A 20,864-nucleotide genomic window follows, 5' to 3' on the forward strand; every position below is an offset into this window, starting at 1 on the left:
TCATGAGTAGAAATATGAAAACAATTTACCCACTTTCACCGGGTCAAGAAGCAATGTGGTTAATCTGGAAAATTGCTCCGGAGAGCGTTGCTTATAATATATTTATTACTGCAAAAATTCATGCTTATTTAGAGATTGCTGTTGTCAATCGTGTCTGGCAAAAAATTATTGAAAAGCACCCAATTCTGAGAACCACCTATACCAGTTATGAAGGCAAACCGGTACAGCAGGTTAACCAGCAAGAGAATTTTAAGGTTGAGGTAATAGATGCCAGCGACTGGAGCGAAGACCAATTAGTAGAAAAAATCTATGCTATTGCTGACCGCCCTTTTAACTTAGAAAAAGATTCAGTTTTGCGGGTGAATTTATTTACTCGTTCAGCAGCAGAACACATTCTCTTGCTGACAATGCACCACATTGCTGGTGATATGTGGTCTTATAATTTACTGCTGAGTGAATTTCAAGCTTTATATCCCGAGGAAGTGGAGCAAGTTAGTCAACAGCAGACAGAAACAGCCCCAGATTCTTGGAATGAAAATAAAACTTATGCAAATTTTGTCCAATGGCAAGCAGCAATGCTATCGGGTAATAGGGGAGAAAAACAGTGGCAATATTGGCAAAAACAATTAGCTGGCGAATTGCCAATTTTGAATTTGCTCCCAGACAAACCCCGCCCCCCAGTCAAGACTTATGAGGGAGCCTCATACATTGTCAAGCTAGATGAACAGTTAATTGAAAAACTCAAGCATCTAGCTTCAGCATCGAACACCAGTCTTTATCAGATTCTGCTTACAGCATTTTACGTCCAACTTTACCGCTACACCAATCAAACAGATATCCTCTTATGCAGCCCGATGAGAGGACGGCCGGGTAAAGAGTTTAAAGAGATTGTCGGCTACTTTTCTAACCTGACCGTTTTAAGAGTTTCTGTCCAGGAGAATGCCACATTTACAGAACTTCTGGCTCAAGTCAGCAAAATAGTTAGACAAGCACAAAAGCATCAAGATTACCCATTTTCTCTGTTAGCAGAAAAACTCCAGCCACAACGCGATCCCAGCCGTTCGCCTTTCTCTCAAGTTAGTTTTGCTTGGCAAGCACAAACTTGGTGTGAACCAAAAAATAATTCCTTGCATCTGCAAAAATCAGTGTTGCCAATGGAGCCACACTTGTTCGGACAACAGGGCGGACACTTGGATTTGAGTTTAATGGTGAGAGAAGCGAAAGGAGTGATTAAGCTATGTTGGCAATACAACACTGATTTATTTGAAGCTGTTACTATTGAGCGCATGGCCAAGCATTTTGAAAGACTGCTCAACTCTATTGTGCTTAACCCACAGCAGCGTATTTCCCAATTACCAATGCTCACAGAAGTTGAGCAACAGCAGTTACTTTTTGAGTGGAACAATACTCAGGCTGAGTACCCATTAGATAAGTGTATTCATCAGTTGTTGGAGAAACAAGTTGAACGGACACCTCATGCTGTTGCAGTAGTATTTGAAGGTCAACAATTAACCTATAATGAGTTAAATTGTCGAGCTAATCAGTTAGCACATTATTTGCAATCTTTGGGGGTAAAACCTGATACTTTAGTAGGGATTTGTGTAGAACGTTCTTTAGAGATGATTGTGGGATTATTAGGCATTCTTAAAGCGAGTGGGGCTTATGTCCCTCTTGACCCTGATTATCCGATTGAACGGATTATTTTTATGTTAGAAGATGCTGCTGTTAAAGTGTTACTAACTCAACAGAAATTGATTAATAAATTACCTGAACATCAAGCACAACTTATTTGTTTAGATGCTGACTGGGAGTTAATTTCTCAGTTCAGTCAGGATAATCCAATTACTGATGTACAAGCAACTAATTTAGCTTATGTTATTTATACATCAGGTTCTACTGGTCAACCGAAGGGGGTAATGCTTTCCCACAGTAACCTGTCCAATCATATGTTCTGGATGCAAGAAACATTCCCCCTAACTAAAACGGATAGAGTTCTGCAAAAAACTCCCTTTAGTTTTGATGCGTCAGTTTGGGAATTTTACGCTCCTTTATTAGTAGGTGGACAGTTGTTAATAGCTCAACCAGGGGGTCATACCGACAGCGATTACCTCTTAAAAACAATTGCCCAACAGCAAGTAACTACTGTTCAACTTGTGCCATCCTTACTGCAAATGCTTTTAGAACAGGGAGGAATCGAAAATTGTCAGTTACTCAAACGAGTCTTCTGTGGTGGTGAAATCTTGCCAGTGGCTTTGCAAGAGAAATTATTGAGCCAACTAAATGTAAATTTGTGCAATCTCTATGGACCGACAGAATGTTGTATTGATGTAACTTTTTGGAATTGTCAGAGAGAAATGTATGGACAACGGATCCCCATTGGTCGTCCAATTTCTAATACACAAATCTACATTTTAGACTCCAATCTTCAATCATTACCTGTAGGTATTCCAGGAGAATTACATATAGGTGGAGCAGGATTAGCAAGAGGTTATCTTAACCGTCCAGAATTAACACAAGAAAAATTTATTCCTAATCCTTTTAGTAATTACCCAGATTCTCGTCTCTATAAAACAGGAGACTTAGCGCGTTATTTACCTGACGGTAATATTGAGTATTTAGGACGGATTGATAATCAAGTAAAAATACGAGGATTCCGTATTGAATTAGGGGAAATTGAAACAGTATTAAAACAACATTCTCAAGTACAATCATCGGTTATTATTGACCAGGAAGATACATCAGGAAATAAACGTTTAGTTGCCTACATTGTCCCTCAAAAAGAGACAACACCAACCCCCAATGAATTACGACAATTCTTAAAAGAAAAGCTACCAGATTATATGATTCCCAGTGCTTTCGTAATCATGGAATCATTACCCCTAACACCTAATGGTAAAATTGACCGTCGCGCTTTACCTGAAACCAACTTGTGTGGAGAGATAGAATTGAATTTTGTTGCTCCTCGTAACCTAGAAGAAGAAATATTAGCTAAAATCTGGTCACAAGTTTTGCGAGTAGAGCCAGTAGGTATCTATGATAACTTCTTTGAACTGGGGGGCGATTCCATCCTGACTATTCAAATCATTACTAGAGCGAGAAAAGCAGGATTAGAGTTAACCCCCAAACAATTATTTACCCATCAAAGTATCGCCGAATTAGCCACAGTAGCAACAAGAGTCACCGAGTCACAAACAGAACCAGAAATAGTGAATCCTCCGCCGCCTGAAGCGGATACTGGAGATTACACCGCCCAAGATTTCCCCTTATTAGAAATCGACCAAATAGAACTAGAACAAATATTAGCTCAACTGTAACGATGAACTCCCAGATGAATAGCACAAATAGACAAAATGTAGCCGATATTTATCCCCTATCGCCGATGCAACAGGGGATGTTGTTTCATAGCTTGTATGAGCCAGATGCAGATGTATATTTCGTCCAATTCAGTTGTAATTTAAAGGGCAATGTCGATACAACAATATTTGAGCAAGCTTGGCAAAGATTAGTAGAAAAGTATGTCGTTTTCCGTACAGCTTTTATTTGGGAAGCATTGAGCCAACCTGTACAAGTAGTGTATCGACAAGTAACTGTGAGAGTCGCTACTTATGATTGGCAACATTTAACCGCACAACAGCAAGAACAGGAATTAGCAGTTTTTTTGGAGAGTGATCAGCAAAAATCCCTAGAATTGTCTGAAGCTCCATTAATGCGCCTAAATCTGATCAAGTTGGATAAAAATACCTATCAATTTGTTTGGAGTAGTCATCATTTATTACTTGATGGTTGGTCTTTATCTTTAGTGATTAAAGATTTTTTAAAGATTTATCAAGAAATTTCTCAAAATCAGATTAGCACTGATCAACCTGTTGTCAGCTATCGCCAATATATTGCTTGGCTACAGCAACAGGAACAAAAACCAGCCGAGGAATTTTGGCAACAAAAACTGCAAGGTTTTACTGCTCCTACTCCTTTGGTAATAGAAAGATCATCAAATTCTAAAAATAGCAACGTCTATAAAAAACAGCAAATTCAGTTCCCCGCTTCAACCACAGCCGCCTGCCAGTCTTTTGTTAGGAAAAATCGCTTGACACTGAATAATTTAGTGCAAGCAACTTGGGGATTATTGCTATCTCGCTATAGCCAAGAAACAGACATAGTATTTGGTGCGACTGTATCTGGTCGTGAGACATCTATTGCTGGTATTGAAGCAATGGTGGGATTATTTATTAATACCTTGCCCATGCGAATCCAAGTTAAACCGGACACCTCAGCACTGACTTTATTGAAAGATTTACAAGCTCAGTTAGTTGAGTCTAATCAATACTCATATAGTTCATTAGCAGAGATTCAAACTTGGAGTGAAATCCCTAGAAGTGCATCTTTATTTGACAGTATAGTTGTTTTTGAAAATTATCCAGTTGACGCTACTGCGGTCTTAGGTAATGATAGTTTTTATCTAGAAAATATTCAGGTTTCTCAACAAACTAATTATCCTCTAACATTAATTGCGCTCCCTGGGGATCAATTACAGGTGCGAATTAGCTATGATACTAACCGATTTGATGATGGGACAATTACTCGCCTATTGGGGCATTTTCAAACCTTACTGGAGGGAATGGTCGCCAATCCAGAGGCGCGAGTTTCTCAATTACCTCTGCTGACAGAATTTGAGAAAAATCAATTATTAATAGACGGTCATAATCCGCAGGTTGATTACCCAGTTACTAAGTGTCTTCACCAGTTATTTGAAGAGCAGGTAAAACGCACACCCGAATCGGTAGCAGTTGTATATTCAGATCAACAATTAACCTACAATGAATTAAATAATCGAGCTAATCAGTTAGCGCATTATTTGCAATCTTTGGGAGTAAAACCTGATCAATTAGTGGGGATTTGTCTTGAGCGTTCTTTAGAGATGATTGTGGGTTTATTGGGGATATTAAAAGCGGGTGGTGCTTATGTTCCTCTTGACCCTGAATATCCGATTGAACGGTTAAGCTTCATGTTAGAAGATGCTCAATTATCAGTGCTGTTAACGCAACAAAAGCTAGGAGAAACTCTACCTCAACATCAAGCTTCGATTATTTGCTTAGATACCGACTGGGAAAAAATCGCTGAAAACAGCCAGTCAAATCCAGAAAACACGGTCACTCCAGATAACTTAGCTTATGTTATCTACACTTCCGGTTCCACAGGTAAACCGAAAGGGGTGTTAGTCAATCACTCCAATGTCGTGCGATTATTTACCGCTACAGATGCTTGGTATAATTTTAATAGTCAAGATGTCTGGAGTCTATTTCATTCCTACGCTTTTGACTTTTCGGTGTGGGAAATGTGGGGAGCTTTGTTATATGGTGGACGCTTGGTAGTTGTACCCTACTTAATAACTCGTTCCCCCGAAGCATTTTATCAGCTATTATGTCAAGAAAAAGTAACAATTCTCAATCAAACTCCTACCGCTTTCCGTCAGTTAATTCAAGCTGAAGAATCCTTAAAAGGAAGTTTTCCCTTATCAAGGGGGGATCGTTCATCGACAACAGATAACGATTTAAGCTTACGTTTAGTTATTTTTGGAGGAGAAGCTTTAGAAATTAACAGCTTACAACCTTGGTTTCAGCGCCATGGCGACCAATGCCCCCAATTAGTTAATATGTACGGAATTACAGAAACTACCGTTCATGTGACCTATCGACCATTAAGTATGACCGACTTGGATAGTACAGCTAGTGTGATTGGTCGTCCCATTCCCGACTTACAAGTATATTTACTAGACCAATATTTACAACTTGTACCGGTTGGTGTACCCGGTGAGATGTATGTGGGGGGTGCAGGAGTAACAAAAGGTTATCTCAATCGTCCTGAATTGACCAAAGAAAGGTTTATTTCTAGTCCTTTTGAGAAGGATGAAGTGATCCCCCCAACCCCCCTTAATAAGGGGGGCAATGAGCCGTCAAAATTATATAAAACGGGAGACTTAGGGCGTTATTTACCCGATGGTAATATTGAATATTTAGGACGCATTGACAATCAGGTTAAGATTCGGGGTTTTCGGATTGAGTTGGGGGAAATAGAAGCATTATTAGCATCTCATCCCCAGATTTGGGAAACAGTAGTAATAGTGAGGGATGATACAACAGGAGATAAGCGTCTTGTGGCCTACATTGTGCCACAATCGGAAAAAATAATTACCATTAACGAAATACGGCAATTTCTGAAAGCTAAATTACCCGATTACATGATACCTAATGCTTTCGTTATTTTAGATGCCTTACCCCTTACTGCTAATGGAAAAATAGATCGTCGAGCTTTACCACCACCAGAATCTAGTAGTGAACCATCAGACAAATATGTTGCTCCGCGTAACCCGATCGAGGATATATTAGTAACTGTTTGGTCAGAAGTGCTAAAAGTCGAGAAAGTGGGTATAAATGATAACTTCTTTGAACTGGGAGGACATTCCCTACTAGCCACTAAATTAGTAGCACAGATACGCGATCGCTTGAAAGTTGAACTTCCCCTACGTCAGTTATTCAACTCGGCCACACTAGCAGAATTAGCCCAAGGGATTGAACAGTTAAAACAGGAAAAATCCGATACCATTATTCCAGCCATTTTACCAAGAAAAAGAAAATGAATTTTGAAGAATTACCTCTATCTTATGCTCAACAGCGTTTATGGTTCTTAGATCAATTAGAACCAAATAGTCCCTTTTATAACATTTCCCTGGCCTTGCATTTAGCGGGAAATCTCCAGGTAGATGTCCTCGAAAAAAGCCTACAAGAAATTATTCAGCGCCATGAGTCCCTCCGCACAAATTTCGCCACTATTGAGGGAAATCCTGTACAAGTAATTAAACCAGAAAGTAATTGGCAATTAACGCTTGTCAATGGGAAAGACAGCCCAAAATATCGAGAAGAGCAGGAAATAAAAAAATGGCTAGAAATTCGCAGCCATCAACCTTTTGATTTAGCCAATGACTCCCTGATTAGGGCCACCCTACTTAAGTTATCAGACACAGAACATTTTTTGCTGATTTGTCTGCACCATATTGTCTCTGATGGTTGGTCAATGGGGGTATTTATTGAGGAATTGACAACCCTTTATAATGCCTATACTAAAGGTTTAGAACCTCTTTTACAAGAGTTACCAATCCAGTACGCAGATTTTGCAATTTGGCAAAGGGAATATTTACAGGGAGAAATCCGAGAAAATCAGTTAAATTACTGGCAAAAACAGTTAGCAGCAGCACCCGCTTTATTACATCTACCTACGGATTATCCCCGTCCTCTACAACAAAGTTTTCAGGGAGATCGGATAAAATGTATCCTTTCTCCAGAACTTAGTCAAGGGTTAAATAAGCTGAGTCGGGAAAAAGGTGTCACCTTATTTATGACCCTGTTAACCGCATTTCAGACTCTACTCTATCGTTACACAGGACAAACAGACATTTTAGTCGGTACTCCCATCGCTAACCGTACTCGTAGTGAATTAGCTGGGTTAATCGGCTTTTTTGTCAATACCTTAGTCTTAAGAACAGATTTAGCCAGAAATCCCAGTTTTAGCGAGTTATTAAAACAGGTACGAGAAACAGCAACGGATGCTTACGACCATCAAGATTTACCTTTTGAGATGTTAGTAGAGTCCCTACAACCTGAAAGAAATATGAGTTATACTCCTTTATTTCAGGTGATGTTTGGTTTAGATAATGAAATTGTAGATAGTATAGATTTAGAAGGAATAAAAGCCACTCATCAGCCTTTGGAATTTAAGATAGCTAAGTTTGACTTAAGTTTATCCATACAGGTAAAAGAAGCCAGATTAACTGCGATTTGGGAATATAATACAGATCTGTTTGACAAAAGTACAATTGAGCGACTATCAGGGCATTTTGTTAACCTATTAACTGGGATTATTGCTAATCCAGAACAAGCAATTAGTCAATTACCCTTACTGACAGAAAGCGAGACTAATCAGTTATTATTTAACTGGAATCAAACTCAGATTGACTACAAAAATGATTTTTGTCTGCATCAGTTATTTGAACAACAAGTAGAACTAACTCCCCAGGCGATCGCTGTTAAATTAGAAAATGAATTTTTCACCTATCAAGAATTAAATAATCGTGCTAATCAGTTAGCCCATTACCTACAATCTTTAGGGGTAAAAGCCGATAGTTTAGTCGGGATTTTTGTTGAACGTTCCCTAGATATGATTATCGGAATCCTGGGAATACTTAAAGCTGGGGGAGCTTACGTTCCTTTAGATATTAATTATCCAAAAGAGCGAATTACCTATATTCTTGAAGATACTCAACTTAGTATTCTCCTGACTCAATCACAACTTCTGGAACAATTACCAGCATTTCAAGGAACAACCATCTGTTTAGACCAAGACTGGTCAACAATTGCCAAACAGAGTACAGTTAACCCTCTGGTAGAAGTTGCTCAGCACAATTTAGCCTATATTATCTACACCTCTGGCTCCACAGGTCAACCCAAAGGGGTAATGATTGAACATCGCTCAGTAGTCAACTATATACTGACTACTATTCTAGAGTATGGTATTACCTCAGAGGATCAAATTCTGCAATTTTCTTCTATCTGCTTTGATGCTTCCGTTCAAGAAATCTTTGTTAGTTTGTTATCGGGTGCGACCTTGGTATTGCGAACAGAAGAGATGTTGCGCTCTAGTGAGGATTTTTGGCAATGTTGTCAAAAATGGCAATTAACAGTTTTGGGGATTCCTACGGCTTATTGGCATCAATTAGCCTCTGAATTAACCCCTGATACCCTGCCAATTCTCTCAAAGATTAAACTAATTGTCATTGGTGGGGAAGCCATTCAACCGGCAAAAGTCCAGCAATGGCAAACAGTTACGGGTCAATATTCCCCTCTTCCTCGACTATTAAATGGTTACGGACCAACAGAAGCAACCATTGCGGCGACTCTCTCCGAATTTACTTCACCAACTATAACCAATATTCCCATTGGGCGACCCATCAGTAATACTCAGGTTTATATTCTCGATGCTTTCTTACAACCTGTTCCTGTGGGGGTAGCTGGAGAATTACATATTGGTGGTATGGGATTAGCGCGGGGTTATTTTAATCGTCCAGAGTTAACACAAGAGAAATTTATCCCTAATTCTTTTGAGAAGGATGAAGTGATCCCCCCAACCCCCCTTAATAAGGGGGGCAATGAGCCGTCAAAATTATATAAAACGGGAGATTTATGTCGGTATTTACCCGACGGTAATATTGAGTATTTAGGACGGATTGACAATCAAGTAAAAATTCGGGGTTTTCGCATTGAATTGGGAGAAATTGAAACCGTTCTTAGTCAGCACAATGCAGTAAAAACGGCTGTTGTTATTGCCCAAGAAGATGAGACCAATCAGAAACGTTTAGTCGCTTATATTATTCCCCAAGTAGAGATTATTTCCGCCCCAAAAGAGAAAAATTCGCTTAATGTTACTCAGCTGCGGCAATTCCTGAAAGCCAAGTTACCAGAGTATATGATTCCTAGTGCCTTTGTCATTTTGGAATCCCTACCCTTAACGCCTAATGGTAAGATCGATCATCGTGCTTTACCGTCCCCCGAATTCCAAAGCCAAGCGCAATACATTGCGCCGCGTAACCCCATTGAGGAGATATTATCCTCGATTTGGGGAAAAGTGTTAAAAGTTGCACAGGTGGGGATTCACGACAACTTCTTTGAGTTAGGCGGACATTCATTATTAGCAACGCAACTAATTTCGCGCATCCGTGAGGCTTTTCAGGTAGAAATGCCCTTACGCGAGTTATTTGTTGCACCGACAATCGCCGAATTGTCCCAAGAAATAAAACGGCTTTCCGAAAGAGAACAACTAACTGAACTGCCGATTTTACCCAGGGACAAAGCAGCAGAATTACCCCTATCTTTTGCTCAGACTCGTCTCTGGTTTTTGGCTGAATTTGAGTCGAATAGTTCTTTTTATAATATACCCCTAGCCTTGCGTTTAGAGGGAACTTTAAACTCAGAAATCTTAATCCAGAGTTTAGAAGAAATTTGCGATCGCCATGAGGCTTTACGCACCAACTTCATTACCGTTGATGGTATCCCTACCCAGGTTGTACAAGCACGAACCTGGACAGTTACGGTTGTGGATTTACAGCATTTATCTAGCAGTGAACAAGCAATTGCCTCCCAAGAGTTAGCACAAAATCAAGCGATTCACCCCTTTGACTTAGCTGGTGAACCCTTAATCAGAATCACTTTAGTGGTGTTATCTGAAACGGAACATCTCTTATTAGTCTGTATGCACCACATTGTCAGTGATGGCTGGTCAATGGGAGTATTTCTTCAGGAATTAACCGCCCTCTATAATGCCTATATTCAGGGTTTATCTTCGCCTCTAAATCCCCTATCTATCCAGTATGGAGATTTTACCCTTTGGCAAAGACAATGGCTGCAGGGAGAGGTATTGCAACAGCAACTAGATTACTGGCAAAAACAGTTAGCCAGCGCACCGGCCCTCCTATCTTTACCAACAGATAGACCTCGACCCAATCAACAAAGTTTTGCTGGGGGACATTTACCCTTTAGCCTTTCTTGGGAATTAACCGAAAAACTGACCCAATTAACCCAGGAACAGGGTGTCACCTTATTTATGACCCTGTTAACCGCTTATGCTGTCTTACTTTACCGTTATACAGAACAGGAAGACATCTTAATTGGCACTCCCATTGCTAACCGTAATCGCAGTGAAATTGAAGGTTTAATCGGCTTTTTTGTCAATACTTTGGTCTTGCGAATTGACTTGTCAGGTAAGCCCAATTTTAATCAGTTATTGGGTCGAGTACGGGAAATGGCAATGGATGCCTATGCTCATCAGGATTTGCCCTTTGAAATGTTAGTAGAAGTCCTACAACCTGAACGAGATTTAAGTCACGCGCCTTTATTTCAAGTGGATTTTCTGCTGCAAAATAGTCCTCCGTCTCCCTTAGAACTAACAGGATTAACCGCCACTCCCCTCACCACGGAAAATGAGACCGCCAAATTTGATCTAACCCTGGCTATGGAGAATACCGGTGCAGAATTAAAAGGCGTATGGGAATATAATACCGATTTATTTGATCGCAGCACCATTGAGCGATTAACAGGAAATTTCATCACCTTGCTAGAAGCATTGGTTGTTAACCCGCAGCAGCCAATTTTCCAACTACCATTATTAACCGAAGTAGAGGCAAAAGAATTATTAAAAGACTGGAATGCCACCGAAAAAGCATATCCTTTCCATCAATGTATTCATCAATTATTTGAAGAACAAGCGGCACGAACACCGGCTGCAGTAGCAGTGGTCTTTGAAGGTCAAGAATTAACCTATCAAGAATTAAATATTCAGGCAAATAAATTAGCCCATTATCTCCAATCTTTGGGGGTAAATTCAGAAGTTTTAGTTGGCATTTATCTAGAGCGGTCGCTGTTAGTTATTGTCGGATTATTGGCAGTTCTCAAAGCTGGAGGATCCTATATACCTTTAGATCCAGATTATCCCCAGCAACGGTTGACTTATATGGCAGAAGATGCACAAATTTCTCTACTGCTAACTCAAGAAAGTTTACTCGATTCTTTACCAGCAGAAGATGTGGGGGTAATTGTCTTAGATAAATTAGCCGAGATTTTGACAGTTCAAAGTCCAGAAAATCCCTTCAGTGAAGTAGCCCCAGAAAATCTACTATGCCTATTATATACATCTGGTTCAACCGGTAAACCTAAAGGAGTGATGTTAACCCACGCGGCCTTAGTTAATCATAGTTGTGGCATTAGTGAAGTATTCGGTTTAACAGAATCTGATCGCGTTTTACAGTTTGCTTCCTTTGGCTTTGATGTCGCCGCCGAAGAAATTTTTCCCACTTGGTTAAAAGGTGGCACAGTGGTCTTAAGACCAGGGCAAATGTTCCCAACTTTGACTGATTTTGCCGATTTTATCGAACAAGAAAGCCTCACCGTTTTAAATATTACCCCCGCCTATTGGCATGAATGGGCAATCGCCGTTTCCCAATCATTAGCTACTGTACCATCCAGTCTGCGGGTTGTCGCCGTGGGAGGGGATGCAGTGTTACCAGAAACCGTCAATATTTGGCGACAAATGGTCGGGAAACGGGTTCAATGTATCAACGTCTATGGCCCCACAGAAGCGTCTGTAACCGCCATAGTTCATGACTTGCTAGATTATCAGTCAGAAAAAATCAATTCGGTGCTGATTGGTCGTCCCATTGCTAATACCAAAGCATATATCTTGGATCAAAATCTGCAACCTGTACCCATTGGAGTTAAGGGAGAATTGCATTTATGCGGTGTTCGTTTAGCGCGGGGTTATCTGAATCGTCCCGAATTAACTGCTGAAAAATTTATTAACAATCCCTTTGCTCATTCACCGTTCAATCGTTTGTATAAAACGGGAGATTTAGCGCGTTATTTACCTGATGGTAATATTGAATGTTTTGGCCGGATTGACAATCAGGTTAAAATTCGCGGATTCCGTATTGAGTTAGGAGAAATTGAAGCGGTACTTAACCAAAATATTGATGTACAAACATCTTGTGTGATTATTCGGGAAGATACTCCGGGGGATAAATATTTAGTCGCCTACATAGTAGCTCATTACGAACGGATACCGATGATTAGTGAACTGCGTCAGTTTCTGTCCAGTAAATTGCCTTTGTATATGGTTCCTCAAGCTTTTGTTTTTCTGGAATCTTTACCCCTTACTACTAATCGTAAAGTAGATCGTCGCGCTTTGCCCGCACCAGATAAAATAGGAAATCGCCGGGATCAATATGTAGCACCACGCAATGGAATTGAGGAGATGTTGGTGCAAATTTGGACAGAAATACTCAAAATAGAGCAAGTGGGAATTTATGATAATTTCTTTGAAATTGGCGGCCATTCTCTCCTCGCAACTCAATTAGTTTCTCGGATTCGGAGTTTATTTGAAATAGAACTGCCTTTGCGGAGTTTATTTGCAGCAGCTACGGTGGCCGAATTAGCGCATCTTATTGGACAATTACAGCAGCAAAATCTCACGCTAACAGTACCCCCCATTTTACCGAGAACTAAGGATACAGAACTACCTCTATCTTTTGCTCAACAGCGTTTATGGTTTTTAGATCAATTGCAACCAAATAGCGCTTTATACAATATACCGATGGTGTTACATTTCCGAGGCAACCTCAATCAAAAGGCCTTAGAACAAAGTTTACGAGAAATCTGTAATCGCCATGAAGTATTACGGACTAATTTTGTCACGATTGATGGACAACCGACTCAGATTATTCAAACAACAAGGGAGACAATATCGGTCGTTGATTTACAAGATTTACCCATCCAGGAGCAAGCAGAAAAAACAGAGCAATTAAAGCAAAAACAAGCCACTCAACCCTTTGATTTAGCCAAAGAATCCTTAATCAGAATCACTTTAGTGGTGCTATCGGAGACGGAACATTTCTTATTAGTGTGTATGCACCACATTATTAGTGATGGTTGGTCAATAGAAGTATTTATTCACGAACTGACCAGCTTATATAATGCTTACACTCAAAATCATCCCGCAAATTTAGCTCCTTTACCGATTCAGTATGCAGATTTTGCACTCTGGCAAAAACAATGGTTGCAAGGGGATGTCCTGCAAAGTCAATTAAATTACTGGCAAAATCAACTAACAGCTGCACCCCCTTTATTATCTCTTCCCACAGACCACCCTCGACCTGCGGTGCAAAGCTTTGTCGGTACTCAGCAAGAATTTTCCCTTTCCCCCAAACTTAGCCAAGCTTTGACTGAATTAAGTCGCCAACAAGGGGTGACATTATTTATGACGCTGTTGGCTTCTTTTGATGCTTTACTGTATCGTTATACAGGGTCAAGTGATATTTTAGTAGGAACTCCCATCGCTAATCGTAATCGCGGTGAAATTGAGGGTTTAATCGGCTTCTTTGTTAATACTTTAGTGATGCGGACGGATTTATCAGATAATCCGAGTTTTAGTCAGTTATTAACCCGTGTTCGGGAAGTGACAATGGATGCTTACGCGCACCAAGACTTACCCTTTGAAATGTTAGTCGAAGCGTTGCAACCAGAACGGGATTTGAGCCATACTCCCCTATTTCAAGTCGCTTTTGTCCTGCAAAATACACCTAAGTCTGAGATTGCAATGACGGGATTAACGGTGACAGATTTGCCACCAGAAAATACCACAGCTAAGTTTGATTTAACCTTAGCTATGGTTAACACCGATGATGGCTTAAAAGGTGTCTGGGAATATAATACTGATTTGTTTGAAAGTAGCACTATTGAGCGATTATCAGGGCATTTTCTCAACTTATTAGGGGGAATTGCGGCTAATCCTCAAGCGCGGATTTCCCAATTACCCTTACTGACAGAAAGTGAGACTAATCAGTTATTAATTGAGTGGAACAATACTCAAGTTGACTATCCTGAGTATAAGTGTATTCATCAGTTATTTGAGGAACAGGTAAAACGCACACCCGACGCGGTAGCGGTGGTCTGTTCCCAGCAACAATTAACCTACAATGAGTTAAATTGTCGTGCTAATCAATTAGCTCATTATCTGCGGAAATTAGGCGTAAAAGCTGATACTTTAGTCGGTATTTCCCTTGAGCGTTCCTTAGAGATGATTGTGGGATTATTGGGGATATTAAAAGCGGGTGGTGCATATCTACCTCTCGACCCAGATTATCCCAGTGAACGGCTACAATTTGCCATCGCTGATGCTCAACTGTCATTATTGGTCACTCAAGAGGGATTAATCGATAAATTACCCGAACATCAAGCGCCGCTAATCTTGTTAGACAGATTCACAGAAGAAATTAACCAAAACAGCCAAGATAACCTAACAGGAGTAGTAACAGCCAATAATTTAGCTAATCTCATTTATACCTCTGGTTCTACAGGAAAACCCAAGGGGGTAATGGTGGAACATCGGGGACTATTTAACCTAGCTCAAGCGCAAATTAAAACGTTTAACTTACAGTCAAACTCTCGCATTCTCCAGTTTGCTTCCCTCAATTTTGATGCTTCTATCTGGGAAATTATCATGGCAATAGGAGCAGGTGCAACCCTTTATTTAGACACAAAAGACGCTTTAATGCCTGGGTTGCCATTAATGGGGCGATTAAAAGATTATGGTATTACTCATATTACTTTACCCCCCTCAGCCTTAGCGGCTTTGCCACTAGAAGACATCCCAGAGTTACAAACAATTATTGTGGCAGGAGAAGCTTGTTCAGAAGAATTGATCAAACAATGGGCTACGGGTAGAAATTTCTTTAATGCTTATGGACCGACAGAAACCAGCGTTTGTGCCACGGTAGAAAAATGGACAGATGAAACCCTGAAAGTAACTATTGGTCGCCCCATTGCTAACACCCAAATTTATATCTTAGACTCCCATTTACAACCTGTCCCGATTGGTGTTCCGGGAGAATTACATATTGGTGGTATGGGATTAGCGCGGGGTTATCTCAATCGTCCCGAATTAACCCAAGAAAAATTTATTCCTAATCCTTTTGAGAAGGATGAAGTGATCCCCCCAACCCCCCTTAATAAGGGGGGCAATGAGCCGTCAAAATTATATAAAACGGGAGACTTAGGGCGTTATTTACCCGATGGTAAAATCGAATATTTAGGACGCATTGACAATCAAGTAAAACTTCGCGGCTTCCGTATTGAATTAGGAGAAATTGAGGCCTTACTCAACCAAAATGAGGCGGTACAGTCTTCTTGTGTGATTGTTCGTGAAGATAATCTAGGGGATAAACGCTTAGTTGCTTACGTTGTACCGCAACCCGAAATCAACCTGACAATTAACGAAATACGGCAATTTTTGCGAGCAAAATTACCCGACTATATGGTCCCAACTGCGTTTGTCCTTCTTGATACTTTCCCCTTAACTCCCAATGGCAAAATCGACCGCCGCGCTTTACCTGTTCCCGATTTACAGCGCCAAGGTGAATATATAGCCCCCCGTAATCCCATTGAAGAAAAAATGGCGCAGATTTGGGGTGAGGTACTGAAATTAGAACGAGTCAGTATTGAGGATAATTTCTTTGAATTAGGGGGCCATTCTCTGTTGGCGACTCAAGTTATTTCTCGATTACAGGAAACCTTTGAGATTGTTTTACCCTTGCGTTATCTGTTTGAATCGCCAACCATTGCTCAGTTAAGTGGGGTAATTTTAAAAGAACTGCAAACAGGTTTAGGGTTAAAGCTACCATCAATTGTCCCCGTTAATCGAGAGGATGATATTCCCCTATCCTGGGCCCAGGAACGTCTCTGGTTTGTGAATCAATTAGAAGGGGAAAGTGGGGCTTATACTATTGATTTAACCATGGGTTTGCGCGGAAATCTCAATATTAAAGCCTTAGAAAAAGCTTTCCAAGCAATTATTCAACGCCATGAACCCCTACGGACTCAATTTAAACTCAAAGATAACCAACCAATACAAGCGATCGATCCTAATGTAACTTTCACCTTACCAGTTGTCAATCTGCAAAACCTCAGTCATTCTGAGCAACAGGTAAAAAACCTGTTATTAGCAGCAGCATCCGAACGCTTTGATCTCGAATCAGGGTCAGTATTACGAGTCAAATTATGGCAATTGCAGACAGAGGAATATGTCCTATTATTAGCCATTCACCATATTGCGGCGGATGGTTGGTCAATAGGTGTTTTAGTGGACGAATTATCGGTCTATTATCGAAGTTTCTGCACCGGGACAAAAGCAGATTTACCTGATTTATCAATACAGTATGCTGACTTTGCCCTGTGGCAGCGTCAATGGTTAACTAATGAAGTATTAGACCGTCAATTAAGCTACTGGAAGCAACAATTAACCGGGATTCCCCTACTACACCAACTTCCCACAGACCGTCCCCGGCCAGCAATCCAAAGCTTTCGCGGAGGGACGGAGCGACTGCAACTAGATAGTCAACTAACGCAACAACTGAAAAAACTTAGTCAAGAGTCCGGTAGCACTCTCTTTATGACATTACTGGCGGGTTTTGCTGTGTTACTATCTCGTTATAGTCAACAAACAGATGTGGTAATTGGTTCACCAATTGCTAACCGTAACCGCACCGAAATTGAATGGTTAATTGGCTTTTTTGTCAATAGTTTAGTGTTAAGATTTGATTTATCTCAAGACCTGACCTTTGAGGATTTTCTCGCGCAGGTCAGACAAACTACTCAAGATGCTTACGACCATCAAGATTTACCCTTCGAGATGTTAGTCGAAAAATTACAAATTGAGCGTCATTTAGATCGTAATCCTTTAACACAGATAGTTTTTGCCCTTCAGAATGCTCCTAGTTCTCCCTGGGATTTACCCGGAGTAAACATTGAGGAGATACAATCAGGATTTGATTCAGTCAGGGTTGACTTAGAAGTTTACCTCTGGGATGCACCGGAAGGATTAGGCGGTTTTTGCTCTTATAACAGGGATTTATTTGATGCTGAAACTATTGTCCGTATGATGACTCATTTTACGACTTTGTTAGCGGCAATTGTGGAAAATCCCCGTCAATCAGTAGCTTCACTACCCTTATTAACCCCAGAGGAAGAGTATCAACTATTAGAGGGTTGGAATGAGACAAAAGCTGATTACTCCTATAACAAGTGTATTCATCAATTAATTGAGGAACAAGCAGCGCGTACCCCTGATGGAGTAGCAGTAGTCTTTGAAAATCAACAGTTGACCTATGCAGAATTAAATAGTCGGGCCAATCAACTAGCTCACTATTTACGCTCTTTAGGTGTAGAAACCGAGGTAATAGTCGGTTTATGTGTAGAGCGCTCTTTAGACATGATTGTGGCATTAATAGCCATCCTTAAAGCCGGTGCTGCCTATCTCCCCCTTGACCCAGAATATCCTCAAGAACGCCTACAATTTATGTTAGAGGATAGTCAAGTACCCTTATTACTAACCCAAAGTTCACTGATTGATAAACTCCCAAATCATCAAGCTAAAACTGTATTTTTAGCTGAAATTTGGCAAGAAATTAAACCAATGAACCGGGATAATTTGACGGTGAAGGTAACAGCTTCTAATTTGGCTAATGTGATTTATACTTCTGGTTCTACGGGTAAACCTAAAGGGGTGATGGTTGAACATCAAGGGTTGTGTAACCTTGCTCTGGCGCAAATTCAGACTTTTGCTGTGTCTTCTCAGAGTCGAGTGCTTCAATTTGCTTCTTTTAGTTTTGATGCCTGTATTTCAGAAGTTTTAATGGCTTTGGGAGCAGGAGCGACACTTTATTTGGCAAGTAAAGAAAATTTAATGCCCGGTTTACCCTTAATCAAGCAATTACGGGAGAATAAGATTACTCATATTACTCTACCGCCATCAGCTTTAGCGGTACTACCGTGGGAAAATCTTTCCTCTCTGCAAACTATTATTGTCGCCGGGGAAGCTTGTTCTCCTGAATTGGTGAAAAAATGGTCCCAGGGACGAAATTTCTTTAATGGTTATGGACCCACCGAAGGAACTGTTTGTGCAACGGTAGCTAAATGTACGCCTTTTGACACAAAAATAACTATTGGTCGGCCAATTCCTCATGTGCAGGTTTATATTTTAGACTCGCATTTACAACCGGTTCCTATCGGTGTACCGGGGGAATTACATATCGGAGGAGCAGGGGTAGCCAGAGGTTATTTGAATCGCCTAGAATTGACAGCAGAGAAATTTATCTATTTAGGAAACAAGGAACAGTTAAAAGGCAAACGCTTGTATAAAACAGGAGATTTAGCTCGTTATTTACCTGATGGAAAAATTGAATATCTGGGACGAATTGACAATCAGGTTAAAGTAAGGGGTTTCCGCCTTGAATTAGGGGAAATTGAAGCAGTTTTGAGCCAACATCCCCTAGTACAAGAAGCGGTTGTGATAGCTCGCGCTGATCAGGCAAGTGATCATGATCATGACCAGCTTAATACTAATTTGGTAGCCTACTTAGTTCCGGCTCTCAAGGGTCAAGTATTGCCCCAACAGCTTGCTCAATGGCAAAGTGAATATGTTAGTGATTGGCAAAAGATTTACGAAGAATCCTACAGTAAACCCCAACCTCAAACCGAGGACCCCACTTTTAATATTAGTGGTTGGAATAGTAGTTATACGGGACAAGCTATTCCCGCAGCAGAAATGCAGGAATGGGTTGATCAGACAGTGAGCCGAATTTTGGCAGATCAACCACCGCAACGAGTGTTAGAAATTGGTTGCGGAAGTGGCTTATTGCTATTCCGTGTGGCGAAACATTGTCAGGAATATTGGGGAGCCGATTATTCCGCTGCTACTATTAATAACCTCGAACATTTATGTGGCACAATTGAGGGTTTAGAGGGCAAAGTAAAATTATTACACCGAACAGCCGATGATTTTACTGGCATTCCCCAAGCTACTTTTGATCGAGTAGTAATTAACTCTGTGGTTCAGTATTTCCCTAGTGTGGATTATCTATTACAAGTTATCGCAGGAGCAGTCAAGGCGATTGCGGATCAGGGTAAGATTTTCCTAGGTGATATCCGTAGTTTGTCCTTACTAGAGCCTTACCATGCCGCGGTACAGTTAGCTCGCACTGAAGCTAATAAAACCCTTGAAGAATGGCAAAAACAGGTGAATCAAAGTGTAGCTACCGAAGAAGAATTGTTAATTGCACCTCAGTTCTTTATCGCGCTTAAACAACGTTTTCCGCGAATTTCTTGGGTAGAAATTGCCCCGAAACGGGGTCAGGCTGACAATGAGTTAACCCAATTCCGCTATGATGTTACTTTACATCTGGATACTGATGGGCAAAAAACGACAATTCCTTGGCTAAATTGGCAGCGGGATCGGTTTTCTTTAGGGCAACTGCAAGATAAACTAAAACTGGAACAACCAGAATATTTAGGTATTAGAGATGTACCCAATCAACGATTACAAAAGGCGCTACAAATTTTAGACTGTCTAGAAAATCCTCCTGGGGTAAAAACGGTGGGAGAATTGCGGCAATTGTTAGCAAAAAATAGCGGGATAGGGATTAATCCTGAGCAAATGTGGCAACTGGGAGAACAGTTAGGTTACACTGTTCATCTCAGTTGGTGGGAAGGTAGTCAAGATGGTTCTTTCGATGTGGTTTTCTGTCGCCAGAATGCCATCTTAGAACCGATAATAAGTAAAGTTGATGAACAACCATACCCCAATTTTTGGGATGATGAGAGGATTATTCCCAAATCCTGGACTGATTATACGAATAATCCTCTATATGGTAAATTAGTCCAGAAGCTGATACCACAGGTGCGGGAATTTGTCCAACAAAAGCTACCTAGTTATATGGTTCCCCAGGCTTTTGTTTTGCTTAATACCCTACCTTTGACTCCTAATGGTAAAGTAGATCGGCTGGCTTTGCCTACACCCGATACAGCTACACGCAATTTAGCTACGGGATTTCTCGCACCTCGTACCCCGATTGAAACTCAAATGTCTCAAATTTGGAGTGAAGTTTTGGGAGTCGAACGTATTGGAATTAAGGATAATTTCTTTGAATTGGGAGGACATTCTTTGTTAGCGACTCAGGTTATTTCCCGTTCCCGCGATCTTTTCTCGGTGGAATTGTCTTTACAAAATCTGCTGGAATACCCAACTATCGCTAATTTAGCCCAAATCATTGAAGTTCTTACCGTTGCACCGGGAGAAACAGCTATGACTGAAAGCTTGGAAGATTATGAGGATGGTGAATTATAAAAACAGTTAAAGTTTTAGCTGATTTCAATAGTTTAGCAAGACAGTTAAAACGGCAAAGGGCAAATATTGATCCTAGTCAATGGCAATCTGAT

At 40.6% G+C, this 20,864-nt stretch carries 3 protein-coding genes; all 3 read left to right on the forward strand.

The features are described 5' to 3' along the window. Positions 1-14 precede the first annotated feature (14 nt). From EWV60_RS07420 to EWV60_RS07430, 3 genes are read left to right on the forward strand one after another with little or no spacing between them, the layout of a single operon-like run. Entirely contained in the window at positions 15-3,314 is a 3,300-nt protein-coding gene (locus EWV60_RS07420; protein ID WP_287231699.1) for a non-ribosomal peptide synthetase, read from the forward strand. A 14-nt stretch (positions 3,315-3,328) separates the two neighbouring features. Next, complete coding sequence (locus EWV60_RS07425; RefSeq protein WP_287231700.1) at positions 3,329-6,634, forward strand: non-ribosomal peptide synthetase; 3,306 nt, start codon at positions 3,329-3,331, stop codon at positions 6,632-6,634. After that, on the forward strand, positions 6,631-20,772 hold the full coding sequence (locus EWV60_RS07430; protein ID WP_287231701.1) for a non-ribosomal peptide synthetase: 14,142 nt from the start codon (positions 6,631-6,633) through the stop codon (positions 20,770-20,772). The genes EWV60_RS07425 and EWV60_RS07430 overlap by 4 nt, the downstream gene beginning before the upstream one ends. The last annotated feature ends 92 nt before the right edge of the window (positions 20,773-20,864 follow it).

This window comes from Microcystis sp. Msp_OC_L_20101000_S702, assembly GCF_007095705.1.
Lineage (GTDB): Bacteria > Cyanobacteriota > Cyanobacteriia > Cyanobacteriales > Microcystaceae > Microcystis > Microcystis ichthyoblabe_A.

What these genes read in the sequence shown, in the direction of transcription:
- EWV60_RS07420 (WP_287231699.1), top strand. Translation starts at nt 15, where the DNA reads ATGAAAACAATTTACCCACTTTCACCGGGTCAAGAAGCAATGTGGTTA.
- EWV60_RS07425 (WP_287231700.1), top strand. Translation starts at nt 3,329, where the DNA reads ATGAATAGCACAAATAGACAAAATGTAGCCGATATTTATCCCCTATCG.
- EWV60_RS07430 (WP_287231701.1), top strand. Translation starts at nt 6,631, where the DNA reads ATGAATTTTGAAGAATTACCTCTATCTTATGCTCAACAGCGTTTATGG.